This window comes from Sulfitobacter dubius, from assembly GCF_900113435.1.
Taxonomy (GTDB): domain Bacteria; phylum Pseudomonadota; class Alphaproteobacteria; order Rhodobacterales; family Rhodobacteraceae; genus Sulfitobacter; species Sulfitobacter dubius.
The window spans coordinates 82,972-99,693 of record NZ_FOPG01000002.1 but is presented as its reverse complement, the minus strand read 5'-3'; the positions used below and the strand labels follow the sequence as shown (position 1 = coordinate 99,693).

General features: G+C 60.0%; 20 protein-coding genes. 14 read left to right on the top strand and 6 right to left on the bottom strand.

What is annotated here, in order from left to right; translation table 11 throughout:
- Positions 1 to 861, top strand: a complete 861-nt coding sequence (locus BM229_RS09195; protein WP_093927371.1) for a D-amino-acid transaminase — start codon at positions 1 to 3, stop codon at positions 859 to 861.
- Positions 862 to 864: 3 nt separating this feature from the next.
- Here BM229_RS09195 and BM229_RS09190 read toward each other — a convergent pair whose 3' ends face one another.
- The gene (locus tag BM229_RS09190; protein WP_093927936.1) at positions 865 to 1,308 is read right to left on the bottom strand and encodes a DMT family transporter; all 444 of its coding nucleotides are present in this window, start codon (positions 1,306 to 1,308) and stop codon (positions 865 to 867) included.
- Between the two features lie 108 nt (positions 1,309 to 1,416).
- On the opposite strand from BM229_RS09190, the gene BM229_RS09185 reads away from it, so the two are divergent.
- Positions 1,417 to 1,875 carry a MaoC family dehydratase gene (locus tag BM229_RS09185; RefSeq protein WP_093927370.1) on the top strand — a complete coding sequence of 153 codons (459 nt, stop codon included), beginning with the start codon at positions 1,417 to 1,419 and terminating at the stop codon, positions 1,873 to 1,875.
- On the opposite strand, the gene BM229_RS09180 is transcribed toward BM229_RS09185, so the two are convergent.
- Positions 1,872 to 2,882, bottom strand: a complete 1,011-nt coding sequence (locus tag BM229_RS09180) for a calcium-binding protein (RefSeq protein ID WP_093927369.1) — start codon at positions 2,880 to 2,882, stop codon at positions 1,872 to 1,874. The genes BM229_RS09185 and BM229_RS09180 overlap by 4 nt on opposite strands.
- A gap of 154 nt (positions 2,883 to 3,036) precedes the next feature.
- Positions 3,037 to 3,348, bottom strand: coding sequence for a DUF1244 domain-containing protein (locus BM229_RS09175; protein WP_093927368.1), 312 nt, complete (start codon positions 3,346 to 3,348; stop codon positions 3,037 to 3,039).
- Positions 3,349 to 3,500: 152 nt separating this feature from the next.
- Between BM229_RS09175 and pyk the strand changes: the two genes are divergently transcribed.
- The 5 genes from pyk (at position 3,501) to BM229_RS09150 (ending at position 7,354) form a co-directional block, all read left to right on the top strand.
- The gene (pyk, locus tag BM229_RS09170) at positions 3,501 to 4,946 is read left to right on the top strand and encodes a pyruvate kinase (RefSeq protein WP_093927367.1); all 1,446 of its coding nucleotides are present in this window, start codon (positions 3,501 to 3,503) and stop codon (positions 4,944 to 4,946) included.
- 27 nt (positions 4,947 to 4,973) lie between these two features.
- Positions 4,974 to 5,198, top strand: a complete 225-nt coding sequence (locus BM229_RS09165; RefSeq protein WP_093927366.1) for a hypothetical protein — start codon at positions 4,974 to 4,976, stop codon at positions 5,196 to 5,198.
- A gap of 134 nt (positions 5,199 to 5,332) precedes the next feature.
- On the top strand, positions 5,333 to 5,533 hold the full coding sequence (gene rpmI, locus BM229_RS09160) for a 50S ribosomal protein L35 (protein ID WP_067624805.1): 201 nt from the start codon (positions 5,333 to 5,335) through the stop codon (positions 5,531 to 5,533).
- Between the two features lie 15 nt (positions 5,534 to 5,548).
- Complete coding sequence (gene rplT / locus BM229_RS09155) at positions 5,549 to 5,914, top strand: 50S ribosomal protein L20 (RefSeq protein WP_007118124.1); 366 nt, start codon at positions 5,549 to 5,551, stop codon at positions 5,912 to 5,914.
- Between the two features lie 243 nt (positions 5,915 to 6,157).
- Positions 6,158 to 7,354, top strand: a complete 1,197-nt coding sequence (locus tag BM229_RS09150) for a Hint domain-containing protein (protein WP_093927365.1) — start codon at positions 6,158 to 6,160, stop codon at positions 7,352 to 7,354.
- Here BM229_RS09150 and BM229_RS09145 read toward each other — a convergent pair.
- Both BM229_RS09145 and BM229_RS09140 read right to left on the bottom strand, forming a co-directional pair.
- Positions 7,343 to 7,555, bottom strand: a complete 213-nt coding sequence (locus BM229_RS09145; protein ID WP_093927364.1) for a hypothetical protein — start codon at positions 7,553 to 7,555, stop codon at positions 7,343 to 7,345. The genes BM229_RS09150 and BM229_RS09145 overlap by 12 nt on opposite strands.
- Positions 7,556 to 7,666: 111 nt before the next feature.
- Positions 7,667 to 8,341 (bottom strand): type 1 glutamine amidotransferase domain-containing protein, encoded by a 675-nt coding sequence (locus BM229_RS09140; RefSeq protein WP_093927363.1) that lies wholly within the window; start codon positions 8,339 to 8,341, stop codon positions 7,667 to 7,669.
- Positions 8,342 to 8,512: 171 nt separating this feature from the next.
- On the opposite strand from BM229_RS09140, the gene pheS reads away from it, so the two are divergent.
- The 6 genes from pheS to mscL all read left to right on the top strand — a co-directional run bounded on the left by pheS (position 8,513) and on the right by mscL (position 14,666).
- Positions 8,513 to 9,586, top strand: a complete 1,074-nt coding sequence (pheS, locus tag BM229_RS09135) for a phenylalanine--tRNA ligase subunit alpha (protein WP_093927362.1) — start codon at positions 8,513 to 8,515, stop codon at positions 9,584 to 9,586.
- A 74-nt stretch (positions 9,587 to 9,660) separates the two neighbouring features.
- Positions 9,661 to 9,942: a YrhK family protein gene (locus tag BM229_RS09130; RefSeq protein ID WP_093927361.1), complete on the top strand. Its 282-nt coding sequence runs from the start codon at positions 9,661 to 9,663 to the stop codon at positions 9,940 to 9,942.
- Positions 9,943 to 9,951: 9 nt separating this feature from the next.
- Positions 9,952 to 12,348 (top strand): phenylalanine--tRNA ligase subunit beta, encoded by a 2,397-nt coding sequence (gene pheT, locus BM229_RS09125; RefSeq protein WP_093927360.1) that lies wholly within the window; start codon positions 9,952 to 9,954, stop codon positions 12,346 to 12,348.
- A gap of 17 nt (positions 12,349 to 12,365) precedes the next feature.
- A complete protein-coding gene (locus tag BM229_RS09120; protein WP_093927359.1) occupies positions 12,366 to 12,809 on the top strand; it encodes a YtoQ family protein in 444 nt (147 codons plus the stop codon).
- 159 nt (positions 12,810 to 12,968) lie between these two features.
- The gene (locus tag BM229_RS09115; protein ID WP_338117465.1) at positions 12,969 to 14,108 is read left to right on the top strand and encodes a histidine kinase dimerization/phosphoacceptor domain -containing protein; all 1,140 of its coding nucleotides are present in this window, start codon (positions 12,969 to 12,971) and stop codon (positions 14,106 to 14,108) included.
- 126 nt (positions 14,109 to 14,234) lie between these two features.
- A complete protein-coding gene (gene mscL / locus BM229_RS09110) occupies positions 14,235 to 14,666 on the top strand; it encodes a large conductance mechanosensitive channel protein MscL (protein ID WP_093927357.1) in 432 nt (143 codons plus the stop codon).
- A gap of 65 nt (positions 14,667 to 14,731) precedes the next feature.
- Here the strand turns inward: mscL and ald are convergent, their stop codons facing one another.
- Positions 14,732 to 15,850: an alanine dehydrogenase gene (gene ald, locus BM229_RS09105; protein WP_093927356.1), complete on the bottom strand. Its 1,119-nt coding sequence runs from the start codon at positions 15,848 to 15,850 to the stop codon at positions 14,732 to 14,734.
- Between the two features lie 138 nt (positions 15,851 to 15,988).
- On the opposite strand from ald, the gene BM229_RS09100 reads away from it, so the two are divergent.
- Entirely contained in the window at positions 15,989 to 16,447 is a 459-nt protein-coding gene (locus BM229_RS09100; protein WP_093927355.1) for an Lrp/AsnC family transcriptional regulator, read from the top strand.
- Positions 16,448 to 16,722: the final 275 nt, after the last annotated feature.

Sequence of the window (16,722 nt, the reverse complement as noted above, 5' to 3'; positions counted from 1 at the left end):
ATGCGGACTGTCTATGTAAACGGCGAATACCTGCCCGAGGATCAAGCCAAGGTCTCGATCTTTGATCGGGGTTTCCTGATGGCCGATGGGGTCTATGAGGTGACAAGCGTGCTGGATGGCAAGCTTATCGCTTTTGACGGCCATGCCGAACGGCTGACCCGCTCGATGAACGAGCTCGACATGCGCGCGCCTGCCACCACTGAAGAGCTGCTGGAGATTCACCGCGAGCTGGTGCGGCTGAACGACATCAAAGACGGGTTGATCTATCTTCAGGTCACGCGCGGGTCGGATGGTGACCGCGATTTCGCCTTTCCCGATCCCGACACCACTGCGCCGTCGCTAGTGCTGTTTACCCAGTCGAAACCGGGGCTTGCCGACAACCCTGCCGCCCGTGATGGCATCCGCGTCATCAGCATCGAAGACATCCGCTGGGGCCGTCGCGATATCAAAACGGTACAGCTGCTCTACCCGTCGATGGGTAAGATGATGGCCAAGAAAGCCGGTGTCGAAGACGCTTGGATGGTCGAAGACGGTTTCGTCACCGAAGGCACGTCGAACAACGCCTATATCGTCAAGGACGATAAGATCGTGACGCGCGAGACCTCGAACGACATCCTGCACGGCATTACCCGCAAGGCGGTGCTGGAACTGGCCCGCGAGGCGCAGATGCAGGTGGAAGAGCGGAACTTTACCATCGAAGAGGCGCAGCAGGCGGATGAAGCGTTCGTGACCTCGGCCAGCGCTTTCGTGACGCCGGTGGTGGAGATCGACGGGGCCAAGATCGGCAGCGGCACGCCGGGCAAATTGGCGCCCCGTCTGCGCGAAATCTATCTCGAAGAGATGCGCAAAACCGCGATCTGACGCTCAGAACCGCGATAAAACCAGCCCCGCCGCCACCAGCGCGGCGGCGGCGATGCGGGTGGGGGTGATAGCCTGTACCGTCAGACCCAAAAGCCCGGTCGCATCAATCACCAGCGCCGCGCTCAACTGGCCAAGGATCAGGGCTGAGATCACGGTCAGCGCCCCCAGCGTCGGGATCGCCCAGAGCACCGACCAGACGTAGAACGCGCCTAGCACGCCACCCAGTAGCAAGACCGGCGACGCGGAAAACGCACGGGGCAAAGCCCCCAATTCGCCACGCAGCAACAAGACCCCCAGCAGGATCGCGAAACCGACGCCAAAGGAAACCGCCGCCGCGGCGACCCCGCTGCCAATGTTGCGGCCCAAGGCGGCGTTGATCGGGGTTTGCAAAGCCACAGCGGCCCCTGCGACGGCCACGATGATAAGGGCGAGGATTGGGGTGTTCATGGAGGTCTCCGCTTTGGTTTCACCCAGCATGTAAGTTGGCCCGCCGGACGCAAGGGCTTTCGCCGGGCGGGGGATCGTGGCTAGGGTGGCGCTAAGCAGGAGACCGAAATGCGCAACGAGATTGACCGGGCAGAGATGGAAGCAGCCGTGGGCCGCGAATTAGGCGTCTCGCCGTGGTTCATGATGGATCAGGCGCGGATCGACGCCTTTGCCGATGTGACCGAAGATCATCAGTTTATTCATGTGGATCCCGTCCGCGCAGCAGAAACCGATTTCGGTGGCACCGTGGCGCATGGGATGCTGACCCTGTCGATGATGTCGGGCATGGCCTATGGCGCGCTGCCGGTGATGGCGGGGGCAAAGGCGTCGATTAACTACGGGTTCGATAGCGTGCGTTTCATTGCCCCGGTGCATTCGGGCAAGCGGATCCGGGGGCGGTTTACTTTAATCGAAGCGCAGACGCGGGCGCGCGGCGATCTGATGACGCGCTTTGCTGCCACGGTTGAGATTGAAGGTGCCGCGCGCCCCGCGCTCAAGGCCGATTGGCTTGTGCTCTATCAGTTCTAGGCGGCGCTTAAATTGACCACCGAGATATCGGGAATATCCGCGTCGCCAAGACCTTGCAGAACGGCCAGCACATAGTCCGGCGTGGCGGCGACCACCGCGTCGTAGGAAGGATCATAGCGCAAGTCGACGGTTGCGTCGTATACGTCGGTGAAAGCCAGTAAATCCTCTTCGGTATCAAAATCGGTTATGATCACCGGCGCCATCGGCGAATCCCCCACATTGTCGACCGCGAAGAGGTCATCGCCCTCGCCCCCGGTGACCAGATCGCCATAGTCTACGAAGAGGCGGTCGTCGCCTTCGCCGCCGTCAACGGTGTCTTCGCCAAGCCCGTCGTTGTCCAGCGCGCGGATCTCGTCATCTCCAGCCTCGCCGAAGAGAAGATTGGCCCCGCGCCCTTCGAGGATCAGATCGTCGCCTGCGCCGCCATAGACCGTATCGTCGCCAAAGCTCCGGTCGCCATAGGCCGCGCCGCTGTCGTCGCCCGCGCCCATGTAGATCAGATCGTCCCCGTATCCGCCTGTGACGGTATCGTCGCCCGCCCCTCCGCGCAGCAGATCATTGTCGTCCTCACCGCTGATGTGGTCCGCGCCCGCGCCGCCATCAATGGTGTCCTCGCCGACGCTGCCAATGCCTCGGTCGTCCCCGTCGCCGAGGTTGATAAGGTCATCCCCGCCATCGCCCCAAACCCGATCGTTCCCGCCACGGGCGTCGATCTCGTCATCGCCTTGGCGTCCGGCGATGTCGTCGCTGTTGTTACTTCCAGTTATCGTGTCGTCCCCCCGCAGCCCTGCGATAAAGCCGCCTTCGTCGCGGGCAATGATGGCGTCGTCGCCGGGGGTGCCGCGGAAGACCACAACATCGTCAGGCACTTCCAGCGGGTCGACGGTCGGTTCATCGGGATCGGGCGTGGGATCGTCGGGCGTATCCTCTGCGGTTTCTGTGTCGTCGTCGATGACAAGAAACAAGCCAAGGCCAAGCAAGACGGGAAGGGCGAAGAGGGCTAGCATGAGGTACTCCTGATCGGCAGCGGCGCTATGATGCTCCGCGCAAAACGGCTTTCGATCAAGGTTTTTGGCCCGCCTCGCCCTCTTATTGTTTCCGTTTTGGTGGTGAATGCGCTTAGAATGCAAGCATTGTTTCGCCAAGCGCAACGCTAGGCGCTTACTCCTTTCCGACATTCTCCTCGAAGGCCGTCTTGAACGCCTCTTTCTGGCTGTCCTTCGCGTCGGTCTGATAATTGGCTTTCCAATCGTCCATGGTCATCCCGTAAAACAGTTCGCGCGCCTCGTCTTTGCCCATCTCGATGCCACGCTCGTTTGCGGCCTCTTGGTACCAGCGCGACAGGCAGTTGCGGCAAAATCCGGCAAGGTTCATCATGTCGATGTTTTGTACATCGGTCCGGTCTTCCATCAGGTGCTTTTGCAACCGGCGAAAGGCGGCGGCTTGTAGTTCGATCTCTTGTTGGCTGGGCATGGCAGTTCCTTTTCATAATGCTGGACGGCGCAGGGTTAGGCCGTCATTCTGATGAAACCTTTGACAGGCACACATCGGGACGGTAGGCCATCGACAAGTCGATGTTACCGTTAACATTCCCCGTGGGGCGACATAGATACGAAGGAACAGATATGAGACGTTTGCGCAATGTAAAGATCGTGGCCACTTTGGGGCCAGCCTCGGAAACACGCGAGGTGATCGGGGCATTGCACGAAGCGGGGGCGGATGTCTTTCGGCTGAACATGAGCCACGGCAGCCACGACGAGATCCGTGAAAAACATCGTATCATCCGTGAGATTGAAAAAGAGACCGGCGGCGCGATCGGTATTTTGGCTGACCTTCAAGGGCCAAAGCTGCGCGTCGGCGTGTTTGAGGGGGTCGGCCCCACGTTGGAAGTGGGCGCTGCCTTCCGGCTGGACCTTGATGAAACACCGGGCGATGTGAACCGCGTTTGCCTGCCGCACCCTGAGATTTTCGCAGCGTTGGAGGCGGGCGCGAGTCTGTTGGTTAACGACGGCAAAATCCGTCTGAAGGTGCGCGACTGTGGCCCAGATTTCGCGAATTGCGAGGTGGTGACAGGCGGTGTGATTTCGAACCGTAAGGGCGTGAACGTGCCCGACGTGCTGCTGCCGCTGGCCGCCCTGTCGGAAAAAGATCGGGCAGATTTGGAATTCGTTTGTGAGTTGGGCGTCGATTGGCTTGCGCTGAGCTTTGTGCAGCGGCCCGAAGATGTGACCGAGGCGCGTGATCTGGTCAAAGGCCGGGCGGCGATCCTGTCCAAAATCGAAAAGCCCGCCGCGGTCGAGCGTTTTGAGGCGATCCTTGAGGTCAGCGATGGCATCATGGTGGCGCGCGGCGATCTGGGTGTGGAACTGCCAGTGCAGAACGTGCCGCCGATCCAAAAGCGTCTGGTGCGCAAATGCCGCGCGGCAGCCAAGCCGGTGATCGTGGCGACTCAGATGCTCGAATCGATGATCGAAAGCCCGATACCCACCCGCGCCGAGGTGTCTGACGTGGCCACCGCGATCTATGAGGGCGCGGACGCCGTGATGCTGAGCGCCGAGTCCGCTGCCGGCGATTACCCACTGGAAGCTGTGGCAACGATGGACAATGTCGCCCAGGAAGTTGAGGCTGATCCGACCTACACGCAGATCATTGAATCCTCGCGTACCGCTGTGCGTACCACTGTGGCCGATGGCATCGTCGCCGCCGCGCGTGAGATTGCCGAGACGACGGACATCAAAGCGATTTGCTGCTTTACCCAATCCGGCACCACCGCGTTGCTGACCGCACGCGAACGGCCCCGTGTGCCGATCATCGCGCTGTCGCCGCTGGTGAATACCGCCCGCCGTCTGGCGCTAAGCTGGGGAACGAACTGCATCATCACCGATGGGCATGATCGGTTTAAACTCGCTGTCCTCAGCGCGGCACGCTCTGCTTTGTCAGAGGGTTACGCCGGACCAGAGGATCACATCGTCGTGACAGCAGGGGTGCCCTTCAACGTCCCGGGCAGCACCAATATCCTGCGCGTGGCTCCCTGCGACGAACGTTTGATTTACGCATCTGATCCAGAGTAACCTTTCCCGAACAAGGGGAGGGTGCGCATGAACTCTGATTTGGCGATGGTTGTCGGCATCGTTCTAGCGGTGTTGTCGATACCCTCGATACTCTCTGCGGTGACCGACCGTCGGTCGCCGCGCGTCTCGGCCATCACGATCATGATTGCCGGGGGACTAATCGTTTACGCATTGCGGGAAAATCCGGGGCGCTATTCGTTTGAGAACCTGCCAGATGTCTTTGTTTCTGTCGCGGCAAACTTGTTACCCTAGGTCCTTCGAGCGCCCCTCAAAACCTCTTGCATCCTTGTCCGAGCGCGCCTATACGGCGCATCTTAGCCTGCACGACCGGCTCAAAGTGGCATGCCGAGTCGTGTTTATACCGAACTCAAAAGACGGAGACGGAAATGCCCAAGATGAAGACGAAATCGAGCGCCAAAAAGCGCTTTAAGGTCTCGGCGACTGGTAAGGTCATCGGCAGCCAAGCTGGCAAACAGCACGGCATGATCAAACGGACCAACAAGTTCATCCGTAACGCACGCGGCACGACAGCACTGTCCGAGCCCGATGCAAAGATCATCAAGGGCTTCATGCCCTACGCCCGCTGATATAGGAGTACCGAGATGTCCCGAGTAAAAGGTGGTACAGTCACCCACGCGCGTCACAAAAAGATCATCAAAGCCGCAAAAGGCTATTATGGTCGGCGCAAGAACGTCTTTAAGGTCGCCACACAGGCGGTCGACAAGGCCAACCAATATGCAACCCGTGACCGCAAGAACCGCAAGCGCAACTTCCGCGCTCTGTGGATCCAGCGGATCAACGCCGCCGTGCGCAGCCACGACGAAGCGCTGACATACAGCCGCTTCATCAACGGTCTGTCGCTGGCCGGTATCGAAGTGGACCGTAAGGTTCTGGCCGATCTGGCCGTGCATGAGCCCGAAGCCTTTGGCGCGATCGTCAAACAGGCGCAGGACGCACTGGCAGCCTAAGCTGACATGTTATGAATTTGCGGAAGCCCTGCCATTTGGCGGGGCTTTTTGCGTTTCGGCGGGCATGACGTTTTAGTTTCCGCCTCAATCTTGCCTTAATAATCCCTTGTTTCGGTCATTCCCTTTCCCCAGCCCTGGGCAATGATAGCTTATTGACAGACCGCGACTCAGTGCATCTGGGTGTAGGGTCCGGCTATTGATGCTGATCAGTCGATAGGTAATTTATAAAAGGTGGGGAAGTTCATGCCCGCAATTACGATCAATAGGCTAGATGAGGATCCCCATGAGTCGGTTCATGGGATACGCGACGATACCAGTTCGCGCGGCGTCGATCTTGAGGGGGCTAGGGTTACGCTTAGCTATGCAGATGGCACCAGTGAAACGCTGACGTGGTATGCGACAGACCCTTACACAAACGGTGCAGCCGTAGGTGACAATGCCGAGATGTCTTTCGGTTTTGATTGGCACCATCTTGAGACCACCAAACCACTGGCATCCATGCAGATTGACCTACAGCCTGCCAGTTCTGTATTTGACACGACCACTGCGGCGGAGGACGCGCCAGACGGCGGTTCTACGCCCGGTTCTCTTGGTGGATTTCCCTTCCGGCTGGGCGAGGAATCTGAGGATTTAGCTGGCGATCTTGATGTAACCTATTCCGGTATCGTCAATCTGGCGGGCAGCCCGCCTGCGGGCGATCTGTTTACCACGATGACTGTTGATTTCTCGGACCTTCCCGAAGGCGGCCTGCTGGGACGTCTGAAATGGAATTCCGATATTGATACGATGCGCGAGGAGGGCGATCTCTTCTCTACGGGTGTCGCCTGTTTCACACGGGGTACATTGATCGCAACCGATATGGGCGATCTTCCTGTAGAGGTTTTGACCCCGGGGATGCGTATTCTGACGCAAAGCGGCGAATATCAAAAGCTTGTCACCGGGCTGCGCCGCAGTGTCGATGCGTCCGAACTTGCAAAGAACCCCAAGCTTTACCCAATACGGATCACTGCCGGAGCGTTGGGGGCCGGACTGCCCAAACGTGATCTTATCGTTTCACGCCAGCACCGAATGATGGTGCAATCTGGTATTGTGGAGCGGATGTGCGGTGTTTCGACCGTGCTGGTCGCTGCGGTCCGGCTTACCGAATTGCCCGGTATCTTTGTTGAAGAGAAGGTTGAGCGGGTAGAGTACTTTCATCTCATCTTTGAAAACCACGATGTCGTCTATGCAGAAGGCGCCCCGACCGAGAGTTTCCTGCTGAATGCGGACACCATCAAAACCATTGGCACAGCGCAACGTGAAGAATTTGAAGCTCTCTTCTCAGGACTGGTTGAAACCGCGACCTTCGGCGCGCACGCACATATCATCCCGCCCGGCGCAGTGCAAAAGAAACTTGTCCAACGACACAAAAAGAACGGGCGAAATCTGTTAACTGTTTAGGGTATTCGGGTCATAGGGATTAAGGCTAGCCCGCGTCAGTTTGATGCCCTCCTGCGACGATTTGTGAGATATCGCCTCTTCCGTGCGGCCCAGTTGCACCGCGATCACGCTGGTCGATGTACCTTCTGCCGCGAGGATGCGAAGCTGGTCGAGGTCTGTTTCGCTCCACGGTGCGCCGGTGGTGCGGTCATAGTCTGCCATATCGGAGGCTCCTTTCGGGAGTAAAACACGGCGCGTCCATCGGCGGTTCCCGTATAGGATAAAAGGGGGCACGCAATGCGCGCCCCCGGTGTCGTCACTTCTGTCTGGCGATCACTTCAACAGGGCCAGCATTTCTTTCGCCGCCTCTTCGGAAGAGGCGGGGTTCTGGCCGGTCACCAGCTTGCCGTCGACCAGCACGTAAGACGCCCAATCATCGCCTTTGCTATACTCGCCGCAGTTCTTCTTCAGCATGTCTTCGACCAAGAAGGGCACCACATCGGTCAGGCCAACGCCCTCTTCCTCGGTGTTGGTAAAGCCGGTGACGCGCTTGCCCGAGACCAGCGGCTTGCCGTCGGCTTGGGTATCTTTGAACACGGCAGGCGCGTGGCAGACGGCACCCACGGGGCGGTCGGAGGCCCAGAAGGTCTCGATCAGGCGCTTGCTGTCGGCGTCATTGGCCAGATCCCACAGCGGGCCATGGCCGCCGGGGTAGAAGATCGCGTCGAAGCCCTCCGCATCCACATCGCCCAGCACTTTGGTTGAGCTGAGTGCTTTCTGTGCCGCGTCGTCGTCTTTGAAACGGCGGGTGGCATCAGTCTGCGCGTCTTCGCTGTCGCTGTTGGGGTCAAGCGGCGGCTGGCCACCTTTGGGCGAGGCGAGGGTCACATCCGCGCCCGCGTCTTTGAAGACGTAGTAGGGGGCGGCGAATTCTTCGAGCCAGAAGCCGGTTTTATTGCCGGTGTCGCCAAGCTCGTCATGCGATGTCAGAACCATCAGGATTTTCATAGTCTCTCCTTTCGGGGGAGTTTGAGCGCGCCGCTGCCATGAGGGCGCGCCGGGGGATGCGGCCTAACGCTCAGCAGAGGTGGTGGTTCCCCCATGCCGTCACAACCCCTACGGCTTGCATTCGCAAGGCGGGAGGGCTAGCAGGACGGGGTATTATTCCAAGGGCCTGTCATGGACGATCTGAAGCAAAAGTACCTGAGCCAAATCGCCGATGCCGGTGACGAATCCGCATTGGAAGACATCCGGCTGGCTGCCGTCGGCAAGAAGGGCGAGGTCGCGCTAAAGATGCGCGAGCTGGGCAAGATGACCCCCGAAGAGCGCCAGACCGCTGGCCCCGCGCTGAACGCGCTGAAGGATGAGATCAACTCGGCGCTTGCCGCCAAGAAGGCAGCACTTGGCGATGCCGCGCTTGATGACCGTCTGCGCAGCGAATGGCTCGACGTGACCCTGCCCACGCGGCACCAGCGTCAGGGCAGCATCCACCCGGTCAGCCAAGTGACCGAGGAGTTGACCGCAATCTTCGCCGAGATGGGTTTCTCGGTCGCCGAAGGCCCGCGCATCGACACCGATTGGTACAACTTCGACGCGCTGAACATCCCCGGCCACCACCCCGCCCGGGCAGAGATGGACACGTTTTACATGGCCCGTGCCGAGGGCGACGAGCGCGCCCCCCACGTGCTGCGCACCCACACCTCGCCCGTGCAAATCCGCACCATGGAGGCCGAAGGCGCGCCCCTGCGCATCATCTGCCCGGGCGGTGTCTACCGCGCCGACTACGACCAGACCCACACGCCGATGTTCCATCAGGTCGAAGGTCTGGCGATCGACAAGGATATCTCGATGGCGAACCTGAAATGGACGCTTGAGGAATTCTTTGCTGCCTTTTTCGAGATCGACGGCATCAAAACCCGCTTCCGCGCGTCGCACTTCCCCTTCACCGAGCCTTCGGCTGAGGTCGACATTCAATGTTCTTGGGTTGACGGTCAGTTGCGTATTGGCGAGGGCGACGGCTGGCTGGAAGTGCTCGGCTCCGGCATGGTGCACCCCAAGGTGTTGCAGGCGGGCGGGATTGACCCGAATGAGTGGCAGGGCTTTGCCTTTGGCATGGGGATCGACCGGATCGCGATGCTGAAATACGGCATTCCGGATTTGCGGGCGTTCTTTGATTCAGATTTGCGGTGGTTGCGGCATTATGGGTTCGCGAGCTTGGATCAGCCGAATTTGCATGGTGGGTTGTCGCGTTAAGCTACGCGTTCAGCGCGACACGGTCGCTATAGAAACCTCAGAAACTGCGTAACGCATCGCAACACAGGTCTAGAATGAAACTCTTTCGTCACGAAAACCGCGAGAATAGCGCTGGCTCCCGCGCGCTTTATGCGAAGTTCGAGATGGCCTACACCATTGTGGATTTCTGCGCTGCGATCTGCTTTGTCGTAGGTTCGGCGCTGTTTTTCTTCGAGAGCACGCAGACCAGCGCGACGTGGCTCTTTTTGATTGGTTCGATCTTCTTTGCCGCCAAGCCGTGCCTGCGGGTGATCCGCGAAATCAAACTTTATCGGATGGGCGACATGGCCGATCTGGCCAAACGATACGAGAATTAGGGAACGATTATGAAATTCACCCTCTCCTGGCTCAAGGACCATCTCGACACCACGGCGTCGATTGATGAGATCACCTATGCCCTCACCGACCTCGGCCTCGAAGTCGAAGGCGTCGAGAACCCGGCGGCGAAGCTGGCCGACTTTACCCTCGGCTATGTGCAATCCGCCGAGAAACACCCCGATGCCGACCGGCTGAACGTCTGTCAGGTGGAAACCGACGAAGGCGTCATGCAGATCATCTGCGGCGCGCCGAATGCCCGCCCGGGCATCACCGTCGTCGTGGCCAAGCCGGGCGTCTATGTGCCGGGGATCGACACCACCATCGGCGTCGGCAAAATTCGCGGCGTTGAGAGCTTTGGCATGATGGCCTCCGAGCGCGAGATGGAGCTGAGCGAGGAGCACGACGGCATCATCGAGCTGCCCTCGGGCAAGCCCGGCGACCGTTTCATTGACTGGCTGGCCGAGAATGATCCGGCAAAGGTCGACCCGGTGATCGAGATCGCCATCACGCCCAACCGCCCGGATGCGCTCGGCGTGCGCGGCATTGCGCGCGACCTCGCGGCGCGGGGCTTGGGCAAGCTGAAGCCGCGTGATTGCGATGCGGTTGAGGGCAGCTTTGCCTCGCCGATCAGCGTCAGCATTGACGACGACACGCTGGACGGCTGTCCAGTATTCTATGGCCGCGTGATCCGGGGCGTGAAAAACGGCCCCAGCCCGCAGTGGTTGCAAGATTGCCTGCGTGCAATCGGGCTGCGTCCGATCTCTTTCCTTGTCGACGTGACGAACTTCTTCACCTTTGACCGCAACCGCCCGCTGCACGTCTTTGACGCGGATAAGGTCAAAGGCAACCTGCGCGTCCACCGCGCCAAGGGCGGCGAAGAGATCGTGGCGCTGGATGAAAAGACCTATACCCTGCAAGCGGGGCAGATGGTCATCTCCGACGACAGCGGCGTGGAAAGCATCGCGGGCATCATGGGCGGCGAGGCCACGGGCGTGACCGAAGACACGGTGAACGTCTTTGTTGAAAGCGCCTATTGGGACCCGGTTCAGATCGCCTATGCGGGCCGTGCGCTCAAGATCAACTCGGACGCCCGTTATCGTTTCGAGCGTGGTGTGGACCCGGCATGGACGCCCTATGGTATCGAACACGCCACGCGGATGATCTTGGATCACGCGGGCGGCGAGGCCTCCGAGGTCGTGGTCGCGGGCAAGGTGCCGGACACGTCGCGCGCTTACAAGTTGGACGCGGCCAAGGTGCAATCTCTGGTCGGCATGACGATCCCCGAGAGCGACCAGCGCCAGACGCTCACCGCGCTTGGCTTCCAACTCGACGGCGACATGGCACAGGTGCCAAGCTGGCGTCCTGACGTGCAGGGTGAGGCCGATCTGGTGGAGGAGGTTGCACGGATTGCGTCCCTCACCAAGCTCGAAGGCAAGCCGCTGCCGCGCCTGACAACAGGCGTGCCGCGCCCCGTGCTCTCGCCCATGCAGCGCCGCGTCGTGACCGCACGGCGCACTGCGGCGGCGCTCGGCTACAACGAATGTGTGACCTACAGTTTCATCGACCAAGCCTCTGCTGCGCTCTTTGGTGGTGGCACAGACGAGACGCGCCTCGAAAACCCGATCTCGTCGGACATGAGCCATATGCGCCCCGATCTGCTGCCCGGTCTGCTGCAAACTGCCGCCCGCAATCAGGCGCGCGGCTTTGCCGATATGGCGCTGTTTGAGGTCGGCCCCGCGTTCAGCGGCGGTGAGCCGGGCGAAGAGCAGATCATGGTCAGCGGCCTGTTGGTGGGTCGCACCGGTCCGCGTGACGTGCATGGCGCGGCGCGTGCGGTTGATGTGTTTGACGCCAAAGCCGATGCCGAGGCCGTGCTGGCCGCCATCGGTGCGCCCGCCAAGGTGCAGGTCCTGCGCGGCGCGGCGGATTGGTGGCATCCGGGCCGTCACGGCAAAATCTGCCTTGGCCCGAAAAAGGTGCTGGGCGTCTTTGGCGAAGTGCATCCGCGTGTGTTGGCTGCGATGGACGTGAAAGGCCCGGCAATGGCTTTCACCATCTGGCCCACCGAAGTGCCGCTGCCGCGCAAATCCGGTGCCACCCGCCCGGCGTTGCAGATCAGCGACCTTCAGGCAGTCGAGCGTGACTTTGCCTTTGTCGTCGACGCGGATGTAGAGGCGCTGACGCTGGTTAACGCGGCCAAAGGGGCCGACAAGAGCCTGATCGAAGACGTGCGTGTCTTTGATGAGTTCATCGGCGGCAGCGTTGGTGAAGGCAAAAAATCCCTCGCCATTACCGTGCGTTTGCAGCCGAGTGACAAGACGCTCAAAGATGCCGATATCGAAGCGGTTGGTGCTAAGGTCGTTGAGAAAGTCACCAAAGCCACCGGCGGCCTGCTGCGCGGCTGAACCAAAGGACAGAAGCGATGAAAGTCTACCTCTCTGGTGAAATCCATACCGACTGGCGCGAACAGATCATTACGGGGGCCCAAGGGCTCGACGTGACTTTCGCGGCGCCCATCACTGACCACGCCGCCAGCGACGATTGCGGCGTGGCGATCCTTGGCGCTGAGGAGGACAAGTTCTGGCACGACCGCAAAGGCGCGCAGATCAATGCGATCCGCACCCGCAAGGCGATTGCCGAGGCGGATGTGGTCGTGGTGCGCTTTGGCGATCAGTACAAACAGTGGAACGCGGCCTTTGATGCGGGCTATGCCGCTGCCTTGGGCAAGTCACTGATCATTCTACACAGCGCAGATCATGCGCATGCGCTCAAAGAGGTCGATGCAGCAGCTCTTGCCGTGGCCAGTGAGCCTGCGCAGGTTGTTGCGATTCTGCGCTATGTGTTGACCGGCGCGCTGGCTGGGTGACGCCGCAGCAGGGCTAGGCGCTTCGAAAATTAGCATTTATCAAGGCTACATGACCGAATCGATCCGGTCGAGTTGCTGGACGTCGGTGGTTTCTGAGCCAAGCCTGTAGATGCTGGGGGTTTTCGGCCCTGATCTGCCCCCACCGGCAGGCGATATCCGATCCGCGCCGCGGCTGCGCGGCGGGTCAAGACTGGAAGGAGAAGGCCCATTTTAGCTGACACGCCCTCGGAGCAGGACGAACGTCTAAAGACGCTGCATTCCTACAATGTCCTTGATACCGAAGCTGAAGCTGATTTTGACGATATCGTCGACCTTGCGTCGAAGATCTGCGAAACGCCTGTCTCTCTCATCAGTTTGGTGGATGAAAAGCGGCAATGGTTCAAAGCGCGCGTCGGGTTTGAGCCACATGAGACGACGCTGGATCAATCGGTTTGCTCTCATGCCATTCTCGATGGCGACTTTACCGAGATTCCGGACATGGGGGCCGATCCGCGAACGGTGGATAATCCCCTCTATGTCGGTGACCCACGGGTAAAGTTCTATGCAGGGGCCAAGCTGGTCGCGCCGAACGGCCAGCCGATTGGCACGCTTTGTGTGCTGGATACCAAGCCCCGCACCCTGACTGAATTTCAACGCCAGGCGCTGCAAACCCTTTCGCGTCACGTGATGATGCAACTTGAGTTGCGCAAGAAAATCCGCATCGAAGAGGCCCTGCGTGCCGAGATGGATCACCGGGTGAAAAACTCGTTTCAGACCATCGCCTCGCTGTTGCGGATGGCGACGCGCAAGGTGCAAGACCCGGACGCCAAGGATGTGCTTGCTCTTGTTGAACGCCGTTTCGGCGCGGTGGCGTCGCTGCATAGCGAACTGATGGGGCAGGGCGGCAAAAGCAAGGTGCAGACCGCCTCTTACCTTGAGCAGTTGAGCAAGCTGCTCGCCGCTGGCGCGCCGGGTCATGTAACCATCTTCTGCGAGGCCGATCCGGGCGAGTTGCAAGCGGCGCAGGCTTCGGCGGTTGGGATGATTGTCAGCGAATTTGTGGCCAACTCGATCAAACACGCATTTCCCGAAGGCCGGGCAGGAAAGATCAAGATCTCTCTGCGCAGGCAGGTTGAGACGGATGGCTGGCTGTTAGAGTGTCGCGACAACGGCCGTGGGCATGGCGGTACGGTCGCAGGGGCCGACAGCACCGGGCTGGGGCGGATGCTGATGTCTACGGCGACAGAGCAGCTTAATGGGCGGCTCACGACTGATTTCGGCGCTGACGGTGCGCTGATGCGCGTTTGTTTTGGCGCTTAGCACCGCAGAAAGCGGCAATTTTGCCGCTTCACGCTTAAATCAACGATTGACCGCCTTCTTTGTCAGCCCGCACTATTGGTCTATGGCGGCGGGACAGTCGGCTGGCTTAGAATAGGGACAGACACAATGATTCAAGAATTCAAAGACTTTATCGCCAAGGGCAATGTCATGGACATGGCTGTTGGTATCATCGTGGGTGCGGCCTTTACGGCGATTGTGTCATCCATGGTGGCTGATTTGATTAACCCGATCATCGGGCTTTTCACGGGCGGGGTGGATTTCACCAATAACTATGCTGTGCTGTCCGGGGATGTACCCGCCAATGCGTCGCTAGAGCAGGCGCGCGAAGCTGGGGCGTCGGTCTTTGCCTATGGCTCGTTCTTGATGGCCGTGATCAACTTTTTGATTATCGCCTTTGTCGTTTTCATGTTGGTGAAGATTGTGAACCGCGTAAAAGCTGCAGCGGAAAAGCCTGACGAAGTGGCACCTGAGGTTAAAACGGGGCCGTCGCAGCTTGATGTTTTGCTGGAAATTCGGGATTCATTGAAGACCCGCTAAGCGGTGTCTACGGAATGAAAAGGCCCGCCAGATTGGCGGGCCTTTTTGTGTATATGGGGTTGGGCTTAGCCTGCGATGGCTTGATCGGCGGTGATGCTGTCGATTCCAAGCGCTTCGCCAACAGCGGCATAGGTCAGCTTGCCCGCGTGAACGTTAAGACCTGCCTTGAGGTGCGGATCATCTGCGCAGGCTTGCTTCCAACCTTTGTCTGCCAGCGCCAGCATGAAGGGCATGGTGGCATTGCCAAGCGCGATGGTTGAGGTGCGCGCCACGGCGCCGGGCATGTTGGCCACGCAGTAATGCATGATGCCGTCGACCTCATAGACCGGGTCTTGGTGCGTGGTTGCTTTGGAGGTCTCGAAACAGCCGCCTTGGTCAATGGCCACATCCACCAGCGCCGCGCCGGGTTTGAGTTCGGACAGCTGTGCGCGGCTGATCAGCTTGGGCGCTGCGGCACCGGGGATCAGCACTGCGCCGATGATCATATCGGCTTGGCGTGCCAATTCGATGGTGTTGCCTGCGCTGGCATAGGCGGTTTTGAAGGTGCCGCCATAGATATCATCGAGGTAGCGCATCCGGGGCAGGGAACGGTCAAGCACGGTCACATCCGCGCCCATGCCTGCGGCGATGCGTGCCGCATGGGTGCCGACGACGCCGCCGCCGATGACCATAACTTTGGCGGGGCCGACGCCGGGCACGCCGCCCATCAAAACGCCCCGGCCGCCATTGGCCTTTTGCAGCGTCCAAGCGCCGACTTGCGGGGCCAGACGGCCTGCAACCTCTGACATCGGCGCCAGAAGGGGCAGCCCGCCGTTGCGGTCGGTCACCGTCTCATAAGCAATCGCGGTACAGCCCGAGGCCAGCAGATCATGCGTCTGATCCGGGTCGGGCGCGAGATGCAGATAGGTAAAGAGCAATTGCCCTTCGCGCAGCATCTTCCGTTCGCCCGCCTGTGGCTCCTTCACCTTGACGATCATATCGGCGCTGGCAAAGATTTCCTCGGCCGTGTCGATGATGGTGGCACCTGCGGCGGTGTAATCCGCATCTTCAAAGCCCGCGCCGACACCGGCCCCGGCTTGCACGATAACCTCATGCCCGTGGGCGATGGCTTCTTGTGCGGCATTGGGCGTCAGGCCGACGCGGAATTCCTGCGGTTTGATTTCTGTCGGGCATCCGATTTTCATGGGGGTCACTCCTCCTCCGTAGTGGGACAGAACTATCATATCTGCCTTGCATATCGTTGCGAATTTGGGGTCGCCAAGCCGGGCGGTAATCGAATATCATTGCGTAGAAATGAAATTTTACGCGAAAGTATTGCGCATATGGCCTTGGATGAGATTGATCGGCGTGTTCTGCGCGCTTTGCAGCGCGACGGGCGGATGTCCAATGCCGAATTGTCGGAAGTGGTGCATTTGTCGCCTTCGGCTTGTCATCGCCGTGTGCAGCGGTTGGAGAAAGAGGGCTATATCCGCGATTATGTCGCCCTGCTGGACCCGCGCAAGTTGGGCATGCCGACGACGGTGTTTGTTGAGATCACCCTGCAGGCGCAGGCCGAAGAGGTGTTGGAGGCCTTTGAAAAGTCAGTGTCGCGCATTCCCGATGTGTTGGAATGTCATCTGATGGCGGGAACGGCGGATTATCTGCTGAAGATCGTGGCGGAGAACACCGAGGATTTCGCGCGGATCCATCGCCAGCATTTGGCGCGGTTGCCGGGGGTGGCGCAGATGCAGTCAAGTTTTGCGCTTAGGACGGTGTGTAAGACGACGGCGCTGCCCGTGTAGTTGGCTCCACACGATCTGCGCCGCCGCGCCACCAGCCCGGAATAAAGGGCGTATGCCCGCCGGGCAGCGCCAGACCGCCCGGACGGGCTGGCGCTTTTAAAGTCGGAGTGCTGTCCTGCGGACCCGGCGTATGGGCTGCTGCCATAAACTGCCCAATTGCTGAAGTTCCGGGCACCATCCCGCGGTCTGGCGTTGCCCGGCTCTGCTCTCCCCCCACAAAACAAAACCCCCGCTGCCATCGGCACCGGGGGTTCTATATCTGTCGCGTGTCGCGG